This window comes from Flavobacterium ginsengiterrae, assembly GCF_039539785.1.
In the GTDB taxonomy this organism is placed as follows: domain Bacteria; phylum Bacteroidota; class Bacteroidia; order Flavobacteriales; family Flavobacteriaceae; genus Flavobacterium; species Flavobacterium ginsengiterrae.
This window is the reverse complement of sequence record NZ_BAABDU010000011.1, coordinates 57,149-81,509: the sequence shown is the minus strand read 5'-3', so window position 1 is coordinate 81,509 and position 24,361 is coordinate 57,149. Positions and strand designations below refer to the sequence as shown.

The 24,361-nt window shown below is 35.9% G+C and carries 13 protein-coding genes; 11 read left to right on the top strand and 2 right to left on the bottom strand.

The features are described 5' to 3' along the window. Positions 1–128 precede the first annotated feature (128 nt). Entirely contained in the window at positions 129–1,136 is a 1,008-nt protein-coding gene (locus ABD859_RS22960) for a LacI family DNA-binding transcriptional regulator (protein WP_345147433.1), read from the bottom strand. Between the two features lie 218 nt (positions 1,137–1,354). Between ABD859_RS22960 and ABD859_RS22955 the strand changes: the two genes are divergently transcribed. From ABD859_RS22955 to ABD859_RS22905, 11 genes are all read left to right on the top strand, one after another. Then, positions 1,355–1,804, top strand: a complete 450-nt coding sequence (locus tag ABD859_RS22955; protein ID WP_345147131.1) for a NanQ anomerase/TabA/YiaL family protein — start codon at positions 1,355–1,357, stop codon at positions 1,802–1,804. Positions 1,805–1,947: 143 nt separating this feature from the next. Beyond that, a complete protein-coding gene (locus ABD859_RS22950; protein ID WP_345147130.1) occupies positions 1,948–2,760 on the top strand; it encodes an SDR family oxidoreductase in 813 nt (270 codons plus the stop codon). A 129-nt stretch (positions 2,761–2,889) separates the two neighbouring features. Continuing rightward, positions 2,890–4,074, top strand: coding sequence for a mannonate dehydratase (gene uxuA, locus ABD859_RS22945; RefSeq protein ID WP_345147129.1), 1,185 nt, complete (start codon positions 2,890–2,892; stop codon positions 4,072–4,074). A gap of 343 nt (positions 4,075–4,417) precedes the next feature. After that, on the top strand, positions 4,418–6,046 hold the full coding sequence (locus ABD859_RS22940; protein ID WP_345147128.1) for a hypothetical protein: 1,629 nt from the start codon (positions 4,418–4,420) through the stop codon (positions 6,044–6,046). Positions 6,047–6,349: 303 nt separating this feature from the next. Continuing rightward, complete coding sequence (locus tag ABD859_RS22935) at positions 6,350–10,441, top strand: two-component regulator propeller domain-containing protein (RefSeq protein ID WP_345147127.1); 4,092 nt, start codon at positions 6,350–6,352, stop codon at positions 10,439–10,441. Positions 10,442–10,656: 215 nt separating this feature from the next. Further along, positions 10,657–13,659 carry a SusC/RagA family TonB-linked outer membrane protein gene (locus ABD859_RS22930; protein WP_345147126.1) on the top strand — a complete coding sequence of 1,001 codons (3,003 nt, stop codon included), beginning with the start codon at positions 10,657–10,659 and terminating at the stop codon, positions 13,657–13,659. A gap of 13 nt (positions 13,660–13,672) precedes the next feature. Next, on the top strand, positions 13,673–15,193 hold the full coding sequence (locus ABD859_RS22925) for a RagB/SusD family nutrient uptake outer membrane protein (RefSeq protein WP_345147125.1): 1,521 nt from the start codon (positions 13,673–13,675) through the stop codon (positions 15,191–15,193). Positions 15,194–15,329: 136 nt separating this feature from the next. Continuing rightward, complete coding sequence (locus tag ABD859_RS22920; protein ID WP_345147124.1) at positions 15,330–16,520, top strand: glycoside hydrolase family 88 protein; 1,191 nt, start codon at positions 15,330–15,332, stop codon at positions 16,518–16,520. 74 nt (positions 16,521–16,594) lie between these two features. After that, a complete protein-coding gene (locus ABD859_RS22915; protein ID WP_345147123.1) occupies positions 16,595–19,006 on the top strand; it encodes a glycoside hydrolase family 2 protein in 2,412 nt (803 codons plus the stop codon). A gap of 166 nt (positions 19,007–19,172) precedes the next feature. Further along, positions 19,173–20,975: a glycoside hydrolase family 2 protein gene (locus ABD859_RS22910; RefSeq protein ID WP_345147121.1), complete on the top strand. Its 1,803-nt coding sequence runs from the start codon at positions 19,173–19,175 to the stop codon at positions 20,973–20,975. 319 nt (positions 20,976–21,294) lie between these two features. Beyond that, positions 21,295–21,858 (top strand): DUF2911 domain-containing protein, encoded by a 564-nt coding sequence (locus ABD859_RS22905; protein ID WP_345147120.1) that lies wholly within the window; start codon positions 21,295–21,297, stop codon positions 21,856–21,858. 297 nt (positions 21,859–22,155) lie between these two features. Here ABD859_RS22905 and ABD859_RS22900 read toward each other — a convergent pair whose 3' ends face one another. Next, positions 22,156–24,360, bottom strand: coding sequence for a xanthine dehydrogenase family protein molybdopterin-binding subunit (locus tag ABD859_RS22900; RefSeq protein ID WP_345147118.1), 2,205 nt, complete (start codon positions 24,358–24,360; stop codon positions 22,156–22,158). Between the last annotated feature and the right edge of the window lies 1 nt (position 24,361).

Genomic DNA, 24,361 nt, shown 5'->3' with positions numbered 1-24,361 from the left:
GGTTACTTGCGAAGATCCTTCCTTCGTCAGGATGACAAACTAGACTTTAAATAAAAACTTTGCGCCTCTGCGACTTTGCGAGATTTAAAAAAAACTTCGCGTCTTAACGCCTTTGCAGCAAATTAACTTTATCGCTTAGCAGGAAAATAATTCTCCTTCAAAATAATTTCCAAAGGAATATATTGGATTTTTTCTACAGTTTCCTGCAAAACCAATTTTTTATAGAGATAGTTAATTCCTAAATACCCTTGTTGTTCAGGTCTTTGGTTAATTAAAAAATCAATTACACCTTTGTTGAGATATTCTATATTTTCTTTAAGTAAATCAAAACCAATAATTCGAACACCTTTTATATTGTTTTTTTCTAAAAATTCGGCCACAATATAGGCACGAGAATTGGGCACAAAAACGCTGCTTATTCCAGAAAACATTTCCATATTAAGTTTATCGATACCAGAATCTTTTATTGTAACCTCAGAAAACTTAAAATTTGTAAGTTCATCATGATCTTTAAAATACGAATAAAATCCTTTTATACGCTGTAAATAAACCGAAGTACTTTCAATTTCTCTTGCGATTTTAAAAACCAAAACCTGCCTTTCATTTTTCACAGCAAAACTGATTAATCTTCCCGCAAGATAACCACTCTGAAAAGCATCCTGTCCCACATAAGCATGAGCGTTTTCTTCAGAAATATTCGAATCGATCATTACTACCGGAGTATTTTTCTGATCATATTCTTTTAAAAACTGAACAGAATCTTCATAAAAAACAGGCGCAAACAATAATCCGTCGCAGTCAAAATTCATTACTTTCTGCATCGATTCTTTAAAAGAAGACAAATTATAATCGTAGTAAAAGTAATCCAACACAATCCCAAATTTGCCAAACTCTGCTGCAGCCTTTTCAATTCCTTCCACCTGACTCTGCCAATATTCCAGCGTTTCAGACTTAGGAAGAAAAACTGCAAAATGAAATTTCTTATTCAAAGCCAGATTACTTGCCAGAATATTTCGCTTATAACCAAACTTTTCAATTATAGCATTGACTTTATCTACAGTTTCCTGCGCGGCCTGACCACGGTTATGAATAATCCTGTCAACAGTTCCCGGAGAAACATTGGCCAGTTCCGCAATTTTTTTGATCGTTATGATATTGATTCTTTTTTAGTTAAAATAATAAAAGTTCTGTTTGTAAGAATTATTTTTTTTTAGCAAAAATAAGTTGTTTTACATTACAATTTACATACATTTGTAAAATACCGTGTGCGTACACGTAAAATTACACATATTATAAAAATGACAAGATTTTTTTAGTTTTATTTTATATCGAAAATTAAAATACAGTATACAAAATGATAATAGACTCATTGCATAATGCAGCAAAATATTACGGTCTGCATCCAAATTTTCAAAAGGCTTTTGAATATACATCCCAAACTGATATTGCTAATCTTGAAGCAGGCGTTATAGAAATCAACGAAGGTTTAAAGTTAATTGTGATTCACGGCGATGGAAATTCGAGAGAAGAAAGCATTAAAGGTTTTGAATGCCACGACAAAAACATTGACATTCAAATTTCCATACAAGGACCTGAAACTTTTGCATGGAAACCAAGAGAAAAATGCGTAAGCCCAAACGGCGATTACAGTGACGAAAAAGACGTTCGTTTTTTTCACGATAAACCCGATATGTTTTTTGAACTACAGGAAAAACAATTTGCCATTTTATTTCCCGAAGATGTACACGCGGCGATGATTGGCGAAGGTTTTTTGAAAAAACTCGTTTTTAAAGTAAAAATATAAAGTTGGATTAAGTCTCATTTTTTGAAATTCTAAATCACAATTAAAACTTATAATAATAAACTAACCATAACCGTATTTTAGATTCCAGATTGGTCCCGAAACTTCGGAAGGAATTTAAAATATTGAAAATTTAAAAATTATAAATGGATTCAATATTTAATTTAAAAGGAAAAATTGCATTAATCACAGGCGGTGCAGGTGTATTAGGAAGCCGATTTGCAAACGTTTTAGCACAGCAAGACGTAATTGTGGGAATCGTTTCGCAGTCACTTGAAAAAGCAGAAAATACTGTAAAAGACATTGAAGCAAACGGTGGAAAAGGTTTTGCGGTTCAGGCGAATGTTTTAAACAAAGAAGAAGTAGAAAAAGCAAGAGATTTTATCGCTGAAAAATACGGACGTCTTGATATCTTGATTAATGCTGCAGGAGGAAATATGCCGGGAGCAACAATTCAGCCAGACCAAGCAGTTTATGATATGAAAAGCGATGACTTACAAAAAGTTATCGACTTGAATATTATTGGAACTATGCTTCCAACTCAGGTTTTTGCGGAACTTTTTGCGAAACAGAAATCAGGAAATATCATTAATATTTCATCAGCATCGGCACAAAGACCATTAACTAGAGTTGTAGGATATTCGGCTTCAAAAGCGGCAATTGATAACTTCACACAATGGATGGCGGTTGAACTGGCTTCAAAATATGGAGAAGGAATTCGTGTAAACGCTATTTCTCCAGGATTTTTCATTGGAGAACAAAACCGTGCTTTATTATTAACTCCAGAAGGAAAATTAACGCCAAGAGGCGAAAAAATCATTGATCACACACCAATGGGAAGATTCGGAACTCCAGAAGATATTGACGGTGCGCTTTTATTTTTATGCAGCGACATGTCAAAATTCGTAACGGGAACTATATTAAAAGTAGACGGCGGTTTTGCTGCTACAAGTATATAATATTTAGTTGCGATCTCTCCTGCAATCCCGAAGCTTCGGGACAAAACCTTGCAGGTATTTAGAATTACAAAACTTTAAAATCAGACCTACAAGGTTTTGAAAACCTTGCAGGACATAAAAACATAAAAAATGGAACAAACATTAAGATGGTTCGGACCAAATGATCCTGTTTCTTTACAAGATATCAAACAAACCGGAGCAACCGGAATAGTAACAGCTTTACACCATATTCCAAACGGACAAGTTTGGACAATCGATGAAATTATTAAACGAAAAGTTGAAATCGAACATGAAGACGGCGATCCTAAAAAAGGCGCTTCTGGTTTAATCTGGTCGGTTGTAGAAAGTATTCCCGTTCACGAAGACATTAAAAAACAGACTGGAAATTATCTTCAATACATTGAAAACTACAAAGAAAGCATCAGAAATTTGGCTTTATGCGGGATTAAATGTGTGTGTTATAATTTCATGCCTGTTTTAGACTGGTCAAGAACTGATTTATCATACACCGTTGAAGACGGTTCAAAAGCACTGCGTTTTGACATTAATGCTTTCGCTGCTTTTGAATTATTCATTTTAAAAAGACCGGGCGCAGAAAAAGAATATTCTGAAGAACAGACTCAAAAAGCAAAAGCGTATTTTGAGAAATTAACAGAAGAAGATAAAATTCAATTACAGCGAAATATTTTAGCTGGACTTCCTGGCGCTGAAGAAGCATACACAGTTGAAGATTTCCTAGTAACGTTAAGCGCTTACAACCATATTGACAGACAGGCTTTAAAGGATAATCTTTTTCACTTTTTAAAAGAAATTATTCCAGTTGCCGAAAGTAAAGGCGTTTTAATGGCGATTCACCCAGACGATCCGCCTTATCCAATTTTAGGTTTGCCGAGAGTGGTAAGCACCGAAGAAGATTTGATCGAATTAATGAACGCGGCTCCTTCTCCATCAAACGGATTTACAATGTGTACGGGTTCATACGGTGTGCGCGCTGATAATGATTTACCCGGAATCGTAAGACGTCATGGTGATAAAATGAATTTCATTCACTTAAGAAGCACGCAGCGCGACGAAGAAGGAAGTTTCTACGAAGCGAATCATCTTGAAGGCGATGTTGATATGTACGAAGTGGTAAAAGCCATTTTGGAAGTAGAAAAAAGAAACAACAGCCAATTACCAATGCGTCCCGATCACGGACACCAAATGCTGGATGATTTAAAGAAAAAAACAAATCCGGGGTATTCTGCAATCGGCCGTTTAAGAGGTTTAGCAGAACTACGCGGACTTGAATTGGGAATTAAGCGATCTTTATAAAGGTTTTTGCCGTTAAGACGCTAAGGCACTAAGATTTTTTAAAGTAATTTGTTTTAATCTCGCAAAGTCGCAGAGGCGCAAAGTTTTTTAACTCTAGTTTGTCATCCTGAGCGAAGTCGAAGGACACACAAGTAATTCGACAAAGATTGGCGATTTAGTTCGCGGAACGCTTACGTGTCCTTCGACTTCGCTCAGGATGACAAAAAATGAGAATTGAAATTATTAAAAACTTAAAATAAAAACTTTGCGCCTCTGCGACTTTGCGAGAACAGAAAAAAACTTTGTGCCTTAGCGCCTTAGCGGCAAAATAAAAAAAACTAACTAACCACAAAAACCACAAACCATGATTCGCCAAACCATCCTTATATCCTGCGGTCTTTTCATGAATACTTTAGTTGCGCAGGAAATCCCTAAAATCCTATCTCAAAAAACAAACTACCTTCCCGATTTCAGTTATGCAGGTTACCATTTTGGCGAAAAACCACTTCCTGAATCCAACGGAAAAATTATTAACGCAGTTGATTTTGGTGTTAAAGCCAATGATCAATTAGACGATTCAAAAGCGCTTTTAAAAGCTTTTAAAGCCGCTAATGCTGTGGATGGAAATGTAATTCTGCAATTACCAGCCGGACGAATTATCCTTAGCGAAATTCTCTACATCGAAAAAAGCAATTTTGTACTTCGCGGTGCCGGTTCTGCCGAAAACGGAACTGAGATTTACTGCCCAAGACCAATGATGTATCTTAAAGATCCTGAAGTTTTGGCTGAACTTCGCGAATATTTAACCACATTTGACAAAAGACAACGCGAACCTGAAAATAACATTGATCTTCCTTTTTCGCAATACGCATGGTCAGGCGGTTTTATATGGACACAGGTTCCAGGCGAGCGTGTAAAATCATATTTGGATAAATACGAACCCGAATCAAATCCGCTGGCGAAAGTGAGTTCGGGAAAAATGGGCGAACATATTATTTCGGTTTCTGATGTAAAAGGCTTAAAAGCTGGCGATGTTGTCGAATTACAGTTGTTCAATAAAGACGGCGAAAACGGCGAAATCATTACAGATTTATATCAGGGCGCCAAAGTAAAACCGGGTTCGCATCATTGGAAATTTCCAAAACTTCCGATTGTGAGACAACAGGTTGAAATCACTAAAATTTCTGGTTCTAAAATCACTTTAAAAACACCTTTAACCATTTCCATAAAACCAAGTTATCAGGCACAGTTGGTTGAATGGAAACATTTAAACGAAGTCGGAATCGAACATCTTCGTTTCACTTTTCCAGATATTCCAAGAGTTGCGCATCATGTTGAACCCGGAAATAATGGGATTTTCTTAACCCGATTATTTAATTCTTGGGTTAAAGACGTCAAAATCACCAATGCCGACAGCGGAATTCTTGCCGAAGAAGTTGCCAATACTACCATTCAGGATATTATAACTGACGGTCCACATTTGGCACATTATACCGTAACTTTAGGCGGCGTACATAATATTTTGGTTAAGAATCTTAAAATTTACAATTCAACTGTTCATCCGTTAAGTTTCAATACTTTTTCAACTAAAAATGTTTATCAAAACTGTGAGATTTTTACAGATCCGCTTTTAGATCAGCATTCGGGAGCTAATCATCAAAATTTGTTTGACAATATTACCGTTCATTTAAAAGCTGATAAAAACAATAGTTATTTCTTATTCGGAGGCGGAGGCGCTGATTACTGGAAACCTTCTCACGGACCTTTTAGTACTTTTTGGAATCTGAATGTTCAGGTTGAAAATCCAGATGCTCCAAAACCTGTTTTACTGTACGGAATGAAAGACGGCGCCTTAGCCAGAATCATTGGCGTTCACGGAAATACAAAATTTGAAATTAAATATGATGTTGATCCTTATATTGAGTTTTTGAATCAGTCGATTGATAAAGTGCCTTCGTTGTATGATTATCAATTGCAAAGACGCTTGAGGTAAGTTTAAAAGTTGCCACAAAGGCACTAAGGAGCAAAGTTTTTTTATTCATTCTTAAGATTAATCGATACTGTTTGTCATTTCGACGAAGGAGACCCGAGCGATAGTGAACAGGCGAAGCAAATCTCTGCAAGTAGCTCGACAAACAAAATCTCCAATCTTTGTAGAGTTTCTGGCGGAGATTTCTCCTTCTTCGAAATGACAAAAAAGAATAAAAAACTTTCTGTTCTCAATTCATAACATTCAAAATTTTAAATAAAACTTAGCGCCTTTGCGCCTTTGTGGCTAAAAAAAAAATATCCCGCTATGAAATACAAAATAGCTTTTCTCGCAATTGTATTTATTTTCGGAAATCTTTTTTCTCAAAATAAATACCGCCTTAAAAATTTCTCTACGACCGATGGGCTTTCGCAGAGTTCTGTCATAGCTATTCATCAGGATAAATTTGGGCAGATGTGGTTTGGAACCCGCGATGGATTGAATAAATATGATGGAAGCCGTTTTACGATTTTCAGGAATGATGCATCAGATAAATATTCGATCAGCAATAACGATATTCTGGCAATTGACGAAGATGCTTCGGGAAAAATCTGGGTGGGAACTTACAATGGTTTAAACTGTTACGATCCTGTTTCTAACCGTTTTACGAGATATCTTCATACCAAAGCCAATCACACTATCAGTAATAATGCGGTTTGGAGCATTCGCGAAATTGGAGGCGAAATGTGGTTTGGAACTTCTAAAGGATTAACGATTTATAATAAAAAATCGGGATTGTTTACATCGGTTTTTCATTCAGATGAAGATGCTTCTACCCTTCCGAGCAATAATATTCTGAGCATTTTAAAAACTAAAAAAGGCGAAATCTGGATTGGAACTACGAAAGGTTTATGCCAGTTAATCAGCAGAAAAAACGGCAAGTTTTCATTTAAAAATTATCCTTTAAATACAACCGATTTATTAAATGTACAATCGGTAATTGAGGATAAAGACGGCAGTTTGTGGGTGGGAACAAAAAACAAAGGCCTTTTGAAATTTAATTTAAAAGAAAAAGCTTTTGTTTCTTTTTTACCAGCTGACAAATACCGCGAAATCAATACGGATATCCGTTCTTTAATAATTGACAATCAAGGCTCTTTGTGGGTTGGAGCTTATGATGGAATTTATATTTTGGGTTCTGACAAAAGCCTTCAAAAAATTAATAACACGAATAACAACAACGGAATCGACAAGGTAAAATCGGTTTTTATGGATCGAAAAGGTTCTATCTGGATTGGCTGTTATTACAAAGGCGTTAATCTTTGGGATGTTTCGAATGTCAATTTCTCGAATTACAATCAGAATTCGAAAAAGATACCGATGAGTTTTGATGTGGTAAGTTCGATTATCGCTGATAAAAATCAGAATATTTATTTTGGAACTGAAGGTGGTGGCATTACGATTTTCAATAAAAATACCGAAGCCGTAAGTTACATCAACAGCCAAACCGGACAAACCAATAAAAATGACATCAAAGCCATGTGCCTTTCTGACGATCATATTTTATGGATTGGAACTTTTTCAAAAGGATTATCGGCTTACAATACTCTTTCCAAAAAAATCGAAGACAACAGGATTTCTCCTGAATTAACCGAATTATTAAAAGAAAGTGGTGTTTATTCGCTTAAAGCGGAAAATAAAATTTTATGGATTGGAACTTTTGGTAAAGGTTTGATTCGTTACAACACCTCAGATAAAACTTTTCAAATTATCGGCAACGATATTGCCAAACCCGTTTTTCTAACCAATAATATGGTTCGAAGTATTTTAATTGACAAACAAAATTCGATCTGGCTCGGAACACAAAATGGTTTGAATCGTATTTCGCTTCGAAATTTCAATCCTAAAAAATATGCAATACAGCATTTCTTTTACGATCATTCTTCTTTGTCAGGCGACGATATTCTGACTTTGTTTGAAGATTCTCAGAACAAAATCTGGGTTGGAACAAAAGCAAAAGGACTACATTATTTTGATGGGAAAAAATTCAATCGAATCAATTTAAAAATTGGAAATTCGGTCATTACTTCTATTCACTCCATTTTAGAAGATGACGATAAAAACCTATGGATCAGCACCAATCAAGGAATTCTAAAATACAACACAACTAAAAGAACTGTTGCAATTTACGATCAGAAAGATGGTTTGGCGAGTAATGAATTCAATGATAATTCGGCTTTGAAAGTCGGCGCGAATCAGTTTTATTTTGGAAGTCCGTCGGGAGCGACTTATTTTGATGCAGGAAAAATTTCCTTAAACCAATACGCTCCGCAGGTTTTAATTACCGATTTAAAAATCAAAAACGAAACCGTAAACGCGCACGACAAAGACGGAATTTTAGAACAAAGCATTGGTTTTACCAAAACCATTATTTTGGATTATGATAAAGCGAATTTCTCGATCAATTTTGCGATTCCAAATTACATTCGATCCAAAAACAATCAATACAGTTATCGTTTAATTGGACTGGAAAATAACTGGACGACAACCAAAAACAGCGAAGCTAATTTTGCGATTCAGAATCCGGGAACGTATACTTTTGAAGTTCGCGGTGCTAACAACGATGGGGTTTGGAATCAGACTCCAACCACTTTAACCGTTGTGGTAAATCCTGCTCCGTGGCGCAGTATTTGGGCATTTTTATTGTACGGAATTGTAATTGGTTTAGGACTTTATGGCTTGATTTGGATTATGAAATCGAAAGCCAGACTGAAACAAAAACTCGAACTGGAATATCTAGAAACACAGCGAATTGAGGAAAACAACAAATTAAAACTGGATTTCTTTACCAATATTTCGCATGAATTCAGAACACCATTGACTTTAATTTTAGGGCCGTTACAGCAAATTCTGGCCGATTATAACGGAACAAACGAAATGTATAAAAAGCTTTTGGTGATTGAAGGAAGCGCGAATCATCTTTTGAGTTTGATTAACCGTTTAATGGATTTTAGAAAACTCGAAAATCATCAGGTTACGCTGGAATCGGCAAACGGAAATATTGTCAAATTTACCAAAGAAATCTTTTTGTCATTTATTGAATATGCCAAAGACGGCGGTTACGACTATACGTTTGAAACTGAAAACGAGGAAATTCTGGTATATTTTGACCGATACAAATTGGAGCGTGTTTTTTATAATTTGATTTCGAATGCTTTTAGATATACTCCAAAAGGCGGTTCGATCAATATTAAAATCAATCACGACAATCAAAATCTTTTTATTGCGGTTGAAGATTCGGGCGTTGGTATTTCTGAAGAACATATTGATAAAATTTTTGATTTGTTTTTTGAAGTTCCGACACACAATCAGGTTCAGAAAAACTATAATAAAGGAACAGGAATCGGGCTTTCAATCGTAAAAAACATTGTTGAACTTCATAAAGGGAAAATCGATGTCACCAATAAACCTTCAGGCGGCGTTATTTTTAAAGTGACTTTACCGCTTGGACGCGAACATCTTCTGGACAATGAAATTATTCCTGATTTTAAAATCAGCGACGATATTGCACAATATCAGGCACAATTAGAACCTTCGGAAGTTATTGAAAATGAAGATCTGGAAGATTTAATTGTAAACGAAGAAAAACAAACGATTTTATTGGTTGAAGATCATAAGGTTTTGAGGAAATTCATGAAAAACCTGCTCAAAAAAGATTACAATATTATTGAAGCTGAGAATGGAAAAATTGCTTTAGAAAAAGCTTTAAAATTTGTTCCGAATCTGATTATCAGCGACGTTATTATGCCTGAAATGGTGGGAACTGAATTGTGTTCGAAAATAAAGGAAAACATCAAAACCAGTCATATTCCGGTTATTTTACTAACTTCACGTTCTTCTTTGGTTTATAAATTTGAAGGTTTAGAAAGCGGTGCCGACGATTACATCAGTAAACCATTTAATTTAATGGAATTCAGACTTCGCGTTAAGAATCTTTTGAATATGACAGAACGTTTAAAAATGAAGTTTTCAAGTGAAGACAGTTTTATTCCGTCAGAAATCACGGTTTCTTCTTTAGATGAGGAACTTTTGAAAAAAGCATTCAAAATTGTCGAAGAAAATATTTCGAACGAACAATTTGATATTCCGTTTTTCTGTTCTGAATTGGGTGTCAGCAGAACCATGTTATTTTTAAAAATAAAAGCGTGGACGAATTGCACTCCAAATGAATTTATTCATGAAATAAGATTAAAACGTGCGGCGCAATTATTAGAACAAAACAAATTGACGGTTTCAGAAATCAGTTATAAAGTTGGTTTCAACAATCCAAAATACTTTAGCAAATGCTTTCAGAAAAAGTATGGAGAAACTCCGTCACAATATGCTGACAAATTTTACAAATCTTCGACTGTAAATTAAAAAAACCAGTGTTTTTAAGGGTTAAAAAAGGGTATCTGTATTTTTAGATACCCTTTTTTGTATTTCTATATCGTTTTCGGCATCTACATTTGCGATATGAAAATCAAGAAAAACTACTTCTCATTGCTACAGATTTTATTTGTCGTAATCATCATCGGAATGAGTTTATTGATTTTTTATTACAGCTAACTTATAACCTTAAAACCAAAAAATGAATGTTTACAAATCACAAAAACAAATCGTTTAAATGGTGTTTACTGGTATCTTTTTTACTGGTAAATTTCATTGTGAATGCACAGGACAAAAAAGTCACTGGAAAAATTACTTCCAGCGAGGATCAACTCGGGCTTCCTGGTGCTAATGTTTATATTAAAAATTCGTCTGTTGGTGCTTCTGCCGACATGGACGGAAATTACTCCGTAATTGTTAATGAAAAAAATGCCGTTTTAGTTTTCAACTTCGTTGGATTTCAAACCGTAGAAATTCCGGTTGGCACTAAATCTGTTATTAACGTAAGTTTAAAACCAGACACTAAAGCGCTGGACGAAGTAATTGTAGTAGGTTACGGAACTCGTAAAAAGAGCGACATTACAGGTTCTGTTTCTTCTGTTACGGCAAAAGAATTAACGGCTTATCCGCTTTTAAATGCAGAACAGGCTTTGCAAGGACGTGCTGCAGGGGTTTCTGTTATGACGAATAACGGAGGTGAACCGGGCGCGCCAGTAAAAATCAGGGTTCGTGGAGGAACTTCTATTAATGCCAGCGGTGATGCACTTGTCGTTGTAGATGGTTTTGCTGGAGTTGCCATGCCAGCGCCTCAGGATATTGCTTCGATTGAGGTTTTAAAAGATGCTTCTGCAACAGCGATTTACGGATCGAGAGGTTCAAACGGGGTTATCATGGTGACGACGAAAAAAGGAAAACCGGGAAAACCAGTTATTGAATTCAGCAACTCGACTTCTGTACAATCAGTAAACAATAAACTGCATTTATTAAACGCAGATCAGTTTGCGGCTTACAGAAAAAGTTTTACTACGCATACACAAGGTCCGGCAAATACAGACTGGCAAGATGTTATTTATCGTGACGGAATGATTTCGAATACGCAATTGTCATTTTCCGGAGGTTCTGAAAACGTAAGGTATTATGTTTCTGGAACATATTTCAACCAAAATGGTGTCGTAATCAATTCTGGAATCGACAAATACACTATTGTTGCCAACTTAGAGGCTGATTTATCTCCAAAGTTTAAAGTGGGTTTAAACACCTTTACAAGTAAACAAAATAAAGAAGGAATTGTAAGCCAGACCGGCGCTGGAGGAACTGGTGCAGCTGGTGTGATTGCTTCTGCGTATCGTTTTATGCCTGACAAAGGAATTTACAATGCTGATGGAACGTATACCACTACAGCACCAATTGGTGATGATATTGACAACCCGTACGCAACGGCAATGGAGAATATTTTGGAAACGGTTTCTATTGTAAACAGAAGCAATTTCTTTGCGCAGTATCAAATCACTAAAGATCTTGACTTTAAAACAACTTTAGGTTTAACCGATAATAATTCGCAGACAGGAAGATTTATTCCGTCGACTTTAATTGCAGGGAAAAATATAAAAGGAGAAGCTTCTGTAAACAACACAAGATTTTCTTCTTTCCTGACAGAGAACTATTTGACTTTTAAACGTGAAATTATCGACAAAGGTATTTTAACGGTTCTTGGAGGTTATTCATACCAAAAAAACAAAAACGAAAACTCTTATGCGGCTTCAAGAGGATTTTTAACGAATACCAATTCGTACAGAAATTTAGGTGCTGGAACTGTTTTCTTAAAACCAGATTCAGGTTTATCTGAAACCGAATTGATTTCTGCTTTCGGTCGTTTAAACTTTGATTATGCTGATAAATATTTACTAACGTTTACGGCCAGACGAGATGGTTCTTCAAGCTTTAGTAAAAATTACAAATACGGAACATTCCCTTCTGGAGCAATTGGATGGAACATTGCGAAAGAAAATTTCTTAAAAGAAAACAAAACCATTTCAAACCTTAAATTAAGAGCGAGTTACGGAGCAACAGGAAATCCGTCAATTGGCGCCTACTCTACGCTTTCTCGTTTTTCTGAAATCTATTACGTAAGCGGTGACGTTATTGTAAATGCGGTTCAATTGACTTCATTGGATAATCCGAACTTAAAATGGGAAACATCGTATCAGCAGGATTACGGAATTGATTTAGGTTTATTTGATAACAGAATCAGCATTACGGCAGATTATTATAAAACGATTACCAAAGACTTATTGTTCAATCGTCCGCTTCCGGGAGTTTCAGGAATTGCTTCACAGCTTCAAAATGTGGGTGAATTAGAAAATAAAGGATGGGAATTAGGAATCAATACCCGAAACTTTACAGGTCAAGATTTTACTTGGTCAACAAGCTTTAACATTTCATCTAACAAAAATAAAGTATTGAAATTGGCCGATAACAAAGATCTTTTAATCAACTCTGCTCCTGGACATTTCTTAGCAACAGAATCTCAAATTTTGAGAGTTGGCCAGCCAGTTGGTTCTTTCTTTGGATTTATTTATGATGGTGTAATTCAGCAAGGCGAAACCGTTTTACCAGGGAATTTTGAAACAGCTCCTGGAGGAGAAAAATTCAGAGATTACAATGGCGACGGAAAATTAGATTCTCAGGATAAAACGATTATCGGAAATCCGAATCCAGATTTTATTTTCGGTTTCAACAATGATTTTACTTATAAAAATCTGGACTTGAATATCTTTTTCCAAGGTTCACAAGGCAATCAGATTTTGAATTATACTTTAATGGAATTGGCTTCTGGAAACAACAATGCAACAACAGAAGTTTTGGATGCATGGACGCCGACAAATACAGATACAAATGTTCCGGCAAATGCGGCAAGAACGAAAAGAATCACTTCAAGATTTGTGTATGATGGAAGTTATATTCGTTTGAAAAATATTTCTATCGGATATAGTTTAGATGAGAAAATTGTTTCAAAAATGGGATTAAACAAAGTTCGTTTTTACATCAGTGCTCAAAACCTTTGGACGATTACTGATTATCCGGGAAGTGATCCTGAAACGAATTACTTAAATGACACAAATTCAAGAAGTAACACCAATTTAGGATTGGATTACGGAGGATATCCAAACGTAAAAACCTTCACTTTTGGATTTAATGTAAAATTCTAATCACGCAAAAATCATGAAAAAATATATAGCTTTTCTATTTATCGGAACACTCGCTTTTTTCAGCTGTTCTGATCTCGAAGAAAAACCGGTTGGAATCATTCGTCCGGACAACTTCTTCAACAATACCGACGATTTACAAGCGGCTGTAAACGGCGCTTTTGCCAACATTGCCCACAATAACTATTGGGGAAGAGAATTTACAATCGCCTTGATGCTTCGCGACGATATGTCTGACATTGGTGACAGAACGACTCAGGCAGCGCGTATCGATGTAAATGATATGAGCATGAATGATACAAATGCACTTGTAGCGAATTTTTGGCCTCAATCTTACGTGATTATCACAGCGGCGAATCAGGCAATTGAGGGTGCTAAAAAAACACCGGGAGATCCGGCAAAAGTAAATGCCATTGTAGCGCAGGCTTATTTCGCGCGAGCTTTTACCTATTATCATTTAGTGCGTCTTTTTGGAGACATTCCATACATTGATTTTGTTGTAAATGATGTTTCTCAAATTAATTCGATGAGCAAAACTAAAGAAGCTGATGTGTATCCAAAAATTATTGCCGATTTAGAATTTGCAAAACAATGGCTGGAAGACAAACCAAAAGTAAAAGCGGTGCCAGGAAAAGGAACTGCTGCAGGTTATTTAGCTTCGGTTTACCTGACTTTAGGAAATTTCCAAAAAGCGTATGACGAATCTAAATATGTGATTACAAACGAAGCCAAATTTGGTTTAGGTCTTGATGCCGATTTTCAGGATTTGTTTAATGCTACAAAAACGGCTTCGCTTAAAGAACCTCTTTTTACAATTGACTTTAACAACTTAACATCAGGAAATTACGGTCAGGATTATACAGCGTTTTTTACAGGATCTTTAAAAGACGACAGTTACAGCTATGGACAAGGATTTTCGGTTGCTGTTCCTTCTTTAAAAGTATTCAACACTTGGGATCAGCGTGATTACAGAAGAGCCGTAAGTTTTGATACGATTATCAGAAAGAAAACAGGTCCGGGCGGTGCATTGCAGGTTTATCCGTCAAGCGATAACGAAAAAGCGCCTCGTCCGCATATTGCCAAATATTTTCGTTTTCCGGGAAAAGCTGGAGCTAACGGAAGAACTTCACAGCATAATTATATCACAATGCGTTTTGCCGAAGTTTTGTTAACCGCTGCCGAAGCTTTAAACGAAATTACTCCGGGAACTACAGAAGCTGATGGTTATGTAAACCGAGTTCGTGCCAGAGCAAGAAACAAAGCAGGAAAACTAGTTTCTTTTCCGGCAAACGTAACTCCTGGATTATCTAAAGAAGATTTTAGAAAAATGGTTATTGACGAAAGAAGATTAGAATTGGCGTTTGAATATATCAGATGGTATGACATTAAAAGATTAAAAAACGGCCCTGAAGTTTTTGGTCCGAATGGTTTAGAACCGCACGCTAATTTCGATCCAAACAGAGATTATTTGTGGCCGCTGCCGGGAACAGAATTGGCTATTAATCCGAATTTAAAACCAAATAATCCGGGTTACTAAAAATTAAAATTAATGACTCTCCTGAGTATAAATTTATTTAACTCAAAAGGTTCCATTAATTAGTAAGAGATCGCCATGATTCGACATAAATTGAAAAGTGGCGATACCATACTCCATCAAAAAATAATATGCATTTATGAATAAAGTTAGTTTCATTTGTTTAGTTCTTGGATTTGCATCGCTGACATCAGCATGCAAATCAGGAATTAATCATCAAACAAAAAGTACAACCTCGGTAAGCGGTCTTCTAAATACGCGTTACAAAATGCTGCTCGATTATCCAGTCGATTCGATGTCGATGCCGAGAAGCATGAATCTCAAAACGCAGGAAATTCGAAAAGTGCCGTCAAGAGACTGGACAAGCGCATTCTTTGCCGGAAATCTTTGGCAGTTATACCGTCTTACAGGCGATTCAAAATACAAAGAACAAGCTCAAAAATGGACTCCTTTCAGCAAAAAAGAAAGTGTCAATAGTAATTCGCATGACGTAGGTTTTAAAGTGTTTTGCAGTTTTGGAGAAGCCCTAAAAGTGGAAAACAATAAAGAATACGAAGCTGTAATTGTAAAAGGCGCCGAAACTTTATGCACAAGGTTTAATCCAAAAGTGGGTTCAATTCGTTCTTGGGATTTCAACAAAGAAATTTGGGATTATCCTGTAATCATTGATAATATGATGAATTTGGAATTACTTTTTGAAGCATCCAAAATATCAGGAAATCCGAAATATCGCGACGTTGCTATTAAACATGCTAATACAACTTTAAAAAATCAATTTAGAGAAGACAATTCGTGTTATCATGTGATCGATTATAACCCAACTACAGCCGAAGTCAGAAAGAAAACGACATTACAAGGTTTTAATGATGATTCGGTTTGGGCACGCGGTCAGGCTTGGGCAGTTTACGGATTTACAATGTCGTACCGATATACCAAAGATCCTGCTTATTTAAAACAGGCCGAAGGAACAGCGAAGTTTTTTATGATGAATAAAAACCTGCCAGAAGACGGAATTCCGTATTGGGATTTAAAAGATCCGAGTATTCCCAATTCACCACGTGATGTTTCTGCAGCAATGGTGATGGCTTCAGGATTATACGAATTGTATACTTATACAAAAGATAAAAGTTATATCGCTTTCGCGGATAAGCTAATGGCTTCTGTACAATCTGAAAAGTATATTATAAATACATCGATCAAAGCTCCTTTCCTATTCGATCACAGTACAGGAAACTGGCCAAAACACGACGAAATCGACGAACCAATAATTTACGCCGATTATTATTTTCTAGAAGCACTTCTTCGACAAAGTGACAAAGGTGCAAAGTGACAAAGATCCAAAGGCCAAAAACCTTTGTCACTATGTAACTCTGTCTCTTTGTAACTAAAAAGCCTTTTTACCCCATGAAAAAACGACATAAAAATACATTTTCAATTTTTGCGCTTTTTGTTTTTTTTCAGATTTGTCTGAGCAGCAGTTTTGCTCAGACAAAGATGAATATTAATAACAATTGGCAATATTTAGAAAATCACACATCAAACCTCAGCGAAGCACAAAAAGCGTCAAACTGGGTTTCTTTAAACTTACCGCACACTTGGAATGCTGAAGATGCTACCGATTTATATCCAGGCTACCGACGCGACGCGAGCTGGTATCAAAAGAAACTCGATATTGCTAAAATCGATCAAAATCAAGTGTATTCTTTGTATTTTGAAGGATCTAATGTTACCACAAAAGTTTACGTAAACGGAAAAGAAGCCGGATCGCATATTGGCGGTTATATTGGTTTTTCTATCGATATTACGAAATTGATTAAAGAAGGAAACAACGATATTTTTGTTCGTGTTGATAATAGTTATGATATTGAAGTTATTCCGTCTCAAAAAAGTGATTTCTTTATTTACGGCGGTATCACGCGCGATGTCTGGCTGGTTTCGAAATACAAAAGCCATATCGAAAACCTGAAAATAACCACGCCTGAAGTTTCGGCTAAAAAAGCTTCGGTTCAGATTGTTTCATCTGTTGTAAATCCTGATAATTCAAAAGATTTATCGTTAACGATCACTTTAAAAACTCCAAAAGGAAAAAAAGTGGCTAGCAAGACCATTCCGGTTTCAGACAAAGTTTCAACAATCACTTTTGAAAATATCAAAAACCCTGAACTTTGGGATACCGAAAAACCAAATTTATATAAACTTACAGCTTCTTTATCAGAAAAAAATCAAATTAAAGACAGCGTTTCAGAAAAAGTTGGTTTTAGATGGTTTGAGTTTAAAGATCACGGTCCATTTTACCTTAACGGAAAACGTTTATTAATTCGAGGCACACATCGCCACGAAGAACAAGCCGGAGTTGGCGCTGCGATGAGCAACGAACAACATTGGGCTGATATGAAATCGATAAAAGAAATGGGCGCTAATTTTGTTCGTTTAGCGCATTATCCGCAAGATCCTGAAGTTTACAAAGCTTGTGATGAATTGGGATTATTGGTTTGGGATGAATTGCCGTGGTGTCGCGGCGGTATTGGAAATGAGGTTTGGAAAACCAACACCAAAAATATGCTGGCAGAAATCATCAATCAAAATTACAATCATCCGAGTATTATAATCTGGTCTTTAGGCAACGAAATGAACTGGCTTCCTGATTTTCCTGACGGAGATAATCCAGAAAAAACCAATGCTATTTTAACTGAATTGAATGACATTGCACACAAACTAGACCCAACGAGAAAAACGGCGATTAGAAAGTATTATGAAGGTTCGCATATTGTAGATGTTTTCTCGCCTTCGATCTGGTCGGGCTGGTATTCTGGTAGTTACAAAAGTTACCAAAAAGCAATTGATGTTTATAAAAAAGAATACAAACATTTTATTCATGCCGAATATGGCGGCGACAGTCACGTAGGCCGTCACAGTGAAAAACCGATAACAGGAGAAAATGTCATAAAATCAGAAGGCTGGGAAGAAGCGATTGTTCAGACCAAAGTGGCCAACATTGCCCAAATTGGCGACTGGAGCGAAAATTACATTGTCGATTTGTTTGACTGGCATTTGCATATATCCGAGAATGACCCGAATTTCGTTGGAAATGTTCAGTGGGCATTTAAGGATTTTGCAACGCCGTTACGTCCGGAAGATGACATTCCGTACATGAATCAAAAAGGTTTGACAGACCGAAACGGAATTCCGAAAGATGCGTATTATGTTTTTAAAAGTTATTGGGCAAAAGAACCTTTCGCTTACATAGAATCCCATACGTGGACTGAACGTCAAGGCCCTGAAAATACACCAAGAATGATCAGCGTTTTCAGTAACTGCGAAAAAGTAACTTTATTTCATGATGGAAAATCATTGGGAGAAAAACAACGAAATCTTTCTCTTTATCCTGCAAATGGCTTAACTTGGGATGTCAATTTCAAAAAAGGCGAGAATATTTTATTAGCTGTTGGAAAAACAAAAGAAGGTAAAACAGTTTCTGATACCTTGAAAGTGAATTATCGTTTCAATAAAAATGATACGGCGGTTTCTCTTCAATTATCATCAGAAAAACTAAAAAACGGGAACTATTTAGTTACTGCAATTGCAGTAGACAACAATAATTTACGCTGTCTGGATTATGAAGCGAGTGTTTATTTTCAATGTTTAAAGGGAGGAAAAACATTAAAAAATCAAGGAACACCAACGGGAAGCGAATCCATCAGAATGGCAAACGGAAAAGCTTCGATTGAAGTAATTCCTGATGGTTCTGGAAATCCGATAGAAATGACGGCTTTGAATCAAAGTTTTAAGGGGGAATACTTGAGAATTGAACCCTAAATTTTATTTAACCGCAAAGTTCGCTAAGACTTACGCAAAGAACGCAAAGTTATTTATTCTTTGCGTCTTAGCGACTTTGCGAGAATAAAAACAAAACCTGGCGAACCTTGCGTAAACCTTGCGCCTTTGCGGTTAAACCACACACAAATACAAAAAAGCAAAAAAAATGAAAAAACTATTAACTGCATTACTCCTAACCTCTTCCGTTTTGGTGTCTGCACAAAATCTAATCTCGAATGTCTCCAACCGAAATACAACTTCGCTAAACGGAGTTTGGAATTATATTATCGATCCTTACCAAACAGGATTTTACAGCTTTCACTTAGATCAATACGACAAAAGCGAAAAACCGGCAAAAGGCGCATTCTTCACAAATTATCATGCTCAAAACAAGCAAGAATTAGTAGAATACGATTTTGATAAATCGCCAACAATTACAATTCCAGGCGACTGGAATTCGCAGATTGCAGAACTAAAATATTACGAAGGAAATGTTTGGTTCAAAAAATCATTTGATTACAATTTAGCGTCTAAAAAACGTTTGTTTTTATATTTAGGAGCCATTAATTACAAAGCTGATGTGTATTTAAACGGAAAAAAACTTGGGACGCACGAAGGCGGTTTTACTCCGTTTAATTATGAAGTAACTTCAATCGTACAGCCAAAAGGCAATTATTTGGTTATTAAAGTCGATAATACACGCCATAAAGAAGATGTTCCAACAGTAAACACCGATTGGTGGAATTACGGCGGTATTACGCGCGATGTGACTTTAATTGAAGAAAAGGAATCTTTTGTAGAAGATTATACCATTCAACTAAAAAAAGGCAATGCAAATGTTATTTCTGGATTTGTTAAAATCAATAATTTACAGGCTTCAGAAAACAATGTTTCCATTTCGATTCCAGAATTAAAGATTAATTATAAAGGAAAAGTCGGCTCAGACGGAAATTTGAATTTTGAAATTCCTGCTAAGAAAATATCTTATTGGTCTCCGGAAAATCCGAAATTATACGATGTTTCGATTGACTTTAACGGAACAAAATTGAATGATCAAATTGGTTTTAGAACTATCGAAACCAAAGAAGATAAAATTCTATTAAACGGAAAACCTGTTTTCTTAAGAGGAATTTCAATTCACGAAGAAAATGCCAAAGGCGGACGTGCAAATTCTGTAGAAGATGCTTTGCGTCTACTAAACTGGGCAAAAGAAATGGGTTGTAATTATGTTCGATTGGCGCATTATCCGCACAACGAAAATATTATTCGCGAAGCTGATAAAATGGGAATTATGGTTTGGGAAGAAATTCCGGTGTATTGGACAGTAGAATTCACCAACAAAAACACCTATCAAAATGCCGAAGATCAATTAACGGCTTCTATCACGAGAGATAAAAACAGAGCCAGCATTATTATTTGGTCAATGGCAAATGAAACGCCAATTTCTGATGCGAGAAATACTTTCATTAAAAACTTAGCAACACACACAAGATCTCTAGATAATACGAGATTAATTAGTGCGGCTTTATTAACTAAAAATGAGACTATAGATGATCCAATCGGCGAGGTTTTAGATGTTGTGGCTTTCAATCAATATCTAGGTTGGTATGGAGGAAATCTTGAAGATGCTGAAAAAAAAGTATGGAAATCAAAATATAACAAGCCAATTATTGTCTCTGAATTTGGCGGTGATGCAAAAGCGGGTTTTCACGGAGAAAAAAACGAACGCTGGACAGAAGAATATCAGGAATATTTATACATTCAGAACTTAAAAATGATTGAAAAGATTCCACACTTAAGCGGATTGAGTCCATGGATTCTGGTTGATTTCAGATCGCCAAAAAGACTTCTTCCAGGAATTCAGGATGGTTACAACCGTAAAGGTTTAATTTCTAATGACGGCGAGAAAAAGAAAGCCTTTTACATCATGCAGGATTTTTATGCAAAGAAGAAAAAAGAACAAAATTAATAATTGAATGTAATTATCAGTCCGCATAATTTTTAAACGCAAAGGACGCAAGGATTTTTATTTATAATACATTCATGCATTCAAAGTTCGCAAAGCTATTTCTACACAAAGCTTTGCGAACTTTGAATATATTATAATATACAGTAATTCAAAAAAAACTTAGCGATCTTTGCGGTTAAAAATAAGAAGTCGTTTTTTTTCACAAGATTTAATATTAATTCAATCTGTTATCAATTCATTAACAAAAAACCGACTTTGATTTATATGATTTTTCTTCATTATTAATTTACTTTGTAGTAATTCTAAAAATTGTAATCTTATGAAAAAAATTTATTTACTAGCAGTTACATTGTTTGCTGCTTTTACAGTTCAGGCTCAGGATGTGGTAAAATTTGCTCCACTTGACAATAGTCCTGTTGATATTTCGTATTTCCCAAACAAAGCGGTAAAATTCAAAAAAACGGATACTCCAAACCCAGTTATTAAAGTTACTTATGCAAGACCTTCTGTAAAAGGAAGAACTATTTTTGGTGATGTAGTAAAGTTTGGCGAAATCTGGAGAGTTGGTGCTAACGAAAATACTGAGATTAAATTCTACAAAGACGTAACAATCGGTGGTAAAAAAGTTGCTGCTGGATACTACAGTTTATTTGCAATTCCTGAAAAAGACAAATGGACAATCATTATCAATAAAGAATTGGATTTATGGGGTGGTTATGCTTATGACGAAAAGAAAGATGTTGTAAGAGTTTCTGTTCCTGTTAAAAACGTTTCTGATGTAATTGAAGCTTTATCTATTGCTTTTACAACTAAAGATTCTGTAGCTAATTTAGTTATTGGATGGGATAAAACTACGGTTGAACTGCCAATTACAGTTAAGTAATTTTTAATCATATAGGCCACGAAGGCACAAAGTCGCTAAGGCTAATCAAAAAAAATATTGCTCTGGAAGAGCAAAATATGTATAGAAAAAAATGACCTTGAAAATAAAAGCTCCGGAGGAGCGACATATTTCACTCCTCCGGAGCTTAATAAAATCATGGTTAAATTATTCTATAAATATTTCGTCCCTCTGGGACTTCGTTAATAAAAAAAGAGACATTTTTCAATGTCTCTTTTTTTATTAAAATTCTTGGAACAAACACATTTTTCAATGTCTCGTTTTTTTATTCTTTGATCATTAAACCTTAGCGGTTTCTATAATTTTATCCAATGTAATTGGTAAATCTCGAACTCGTTTTCCTGTTGCGTTAAAAACGGCATTTGCTATTGCAGGCGCCATTCCGACCAAAGCAGTTTCTCCCAAACCTTTTGTCCCCATTGGATTGCTGATTGGGTCTTTTTTATTTACAAAAAATACTTCCTGCTTTTCAATATCCGCGTTTACGGGAACATGATAATCGGCAAAATTGTTATTAATCGGGCGGCCGAAACGATGATCGATTTCAAGAGCTTCCATCAATCCCATTCCGATTCCTCCTACTGCACCGCCAAACATTTGTCCAGCCGATGTTTTTTGGTTAATAACGGTTCCGATATCGGCGCAGGAAACCACATGCGCCAATCTGATTTTACCCAATTTCGGATTCACTAAAACTTTAACAAAATGCACAGAATACGAATAAATTGAATATTTCTTCGCTTCTTCATCAGCTTTTGATTGGTTTTCAACTTCTAATTCCTGAAGTTTATTTGCTTCTAATAAAGCCATTACAGAAATAGTTTTTGAAGCCTCTTTTTTAGAAATTACATTTCCATCAACAAAAGATAAATCATCCGCTTTTGCATTTTTGAAAGTTGGATTTAATAAAGCCAAATCAATTATTTTTTTTACTAATAACTGACAGGAATCATTAACCGCAGAACCAACAGAAGATGTCGTTGCAGAACCTCCTTGTGTTGGACCTTTTGGAAGACCGCTTTTTCCCATTTCAATGATAACATTTTCTGTGGAAATTCCAGTAACATCGGCTCCAATTGCCGTCATCATCGTTGCAGTTCCAGGTCCCATATCGTTTACACTGCATTGCAAAACTAAATTTCCGTTTGCTAACAGTTTTGCTTTAACAGAAGTCGGACTTCTATAACAGCCAAAAGTTCCTGTCCCCATTCCGTAACCTACCAGCCAGTCGCCTTCGCGAACGGATCCAGGTTCGTTTTTACGGTTTTTCCAGCCAATTCGTTCCATACCTCCTTCGTAACATTCTAAAAGAAATTTACTGCTCCAAGGCTTATTTTGTTCCTGATCTTTTTCGGCATAATTCAGTTTTCGAAATTCAATCGGATCTAAATTTAATTTATGAGCTAATTCGTCCATAGCACTTTCCAGCGCAAAAGATCCCGTTGCTTCACCTGGGCCACGCATCCAGATTGGTGTGCAAATATCAATTGGAACAATACGATATCTTGTAGTAACATTTTCTGAATTATACAGAAAACGAGACATATTTACGGTGCCTTCCATAAAATCTTCGTACGAAGAAGTCTGCGCAACAGCTTCATGCGTTAAACCTACAATTTTACCTTCTTTCGTAGCTCCCAAACCAATTTTCTGAATGGTATATGGTCGATATCCAACATTGGTAAACATTTGTTCTCTATGAAGAACCAGCTTTACAGGTTTTCCTAATTTCTTAGAACCAATTAAAGCAGCAATTTCATACGGCCAAGTATGAAGTCCCATTCCGAATGCGCCTCCTAAATATTCTGAATTTACAGAAACATCTTCCGGTGCAATTCCAAAAACTTTTCCAACGCTTCTTCGCGTTCCTTCAACACCTTGACTTTTGGTATAAAGTGTAGGTTTATTGCCGTCCCATTTTGCTATTATATTCGCCAATTCCATTGGGTTATGCACTTCGGTCGGAATTGTATAATCTGCTTCTAAAATTACTGCAGCATTTTTATAACCGTCTTGTATACCTCTGTTATAATCGTCACCTTTTTTGGTGTCAACTTTTCGTTCTTTATCTTTTGCTTTATTTAAATCTGTTGAATGTTCTTCTTTAAAATATTCTGCCTTAATTAAACTTGCAGCGTATTGCATTCGTTCAAAAGTATCAGCGATAACCAACGCAATCGGCTGATCGTAATATACAATGCTGTCATCTTTAAAAATCTGCAAAGGCTGTCCGAAATTATGCGGATCTTTTGCGTCTTTATAACCAACAGGTTTATCAACATTTAAATGCGTTATAACACTTAAAACTCCCGGCGCCCATTCCGCTTTTTTGGTATCGATGCTTTTAATTCTGCCTTTTGCAATTGTACTTCCCACCAGACAAGCATAAACTACACCAGCAGTTTTATATTCGGCAGAATAAGTTGCTGATCCTGTAACCTTTGCAAATCCGTCAACTCTATTTATATTACTTGTTTTACTCATA

What these genes read in the sequence shown, in the direction of transcription:
- ABD859_RS22930 (WP_345147126.1), top strand. Translation starts at nt 10,657, where the DNA reads ATGTTTACAAATCACAAAAACAAATCGTTTAAATGGTGTTTACTGGTA.
- ABD859_RS22955 (WP_345147131.1), top strand. Translation starts at nt 1,355, where the DNA reads ATGATAATAGACTCATTGCATAATGCAGCAAAATATTACGGTCTGCAT.
- ABD859_RS22905 (WP_345147120.1), top strand. Translation starts at nt 21,295, where the DNA reads ATGAAAAAAATTTATTTACTAGCAGTTACATTGTTTGCTGCTTTTACA.
- uxuA (WP_345147129.1), top strand. Translation starts at nt 2,890, where the DNA reads ATGGAACAAACATTAAGATGGTTCGGACCAAATGATCCTGTTTCTTTA.
- ABD859_RS22940 (WP_345147128.1), top strand. Translation starts at nt 4,418, where the DNA reads ATGATTCGCCAAACCATCCTTATATCCTGCGGTCTTTTCATGAATACT.
- ABD859_RS22920 (WP_345147124.1), top strand. Translation starts at nt 15,330, where the DNA reads ATGAATAAAGTTAGTTTCATTTGTTTAGTTCTTGGATTTGCATCGCTG.
- ABD859_RS22925 (WP_345147125.1), top strand. Translation starts at nt 13,673, where the DNA reads ATGAAAAAATATATAGCTTTTCTATTTATCGGAACACTCGCTTTTTTC.
- ABD859_RS22915 (WP_345147123.1), top strand. Translation starts at nt 16,595, where the DNA reads ATGAAAAAACGACATAAAAATACATTTTCAATTTTTGCGCTTTTTGTT.
- ABD859_RS22900 (WP_345147118.1), bottom strand. Translation starts at nt 24,360, where the DNA reads ATGAGTAAAACAAGTAATATAAATAGAGTTGACGGATTTGCAAAGGTT.
- ABD859_RS22950 (WP_345147130.1), top strand. Translation starts at nt 1,948, where the DNA reads ATGGATTCAATATTTAATTTAAAAGGAAAAATTGCATTAATCACAGGC.
- ABD859_RS22935 (WP_345147127.1), top strand. Translation starts at nt 6,350, where the DNA reads ATGAAATACAAAATAGCTTTTCTCGCAATTGTATTTATTTTCGGAAAT.
- ABD859_RS22910 (WP_345147121.1), top strand. Translation starts at nt 19,173, where the DNA reads ATGAAAAAACTATTAACTGCATTACTCCTAACCTCTTCCGTTTTGGTG.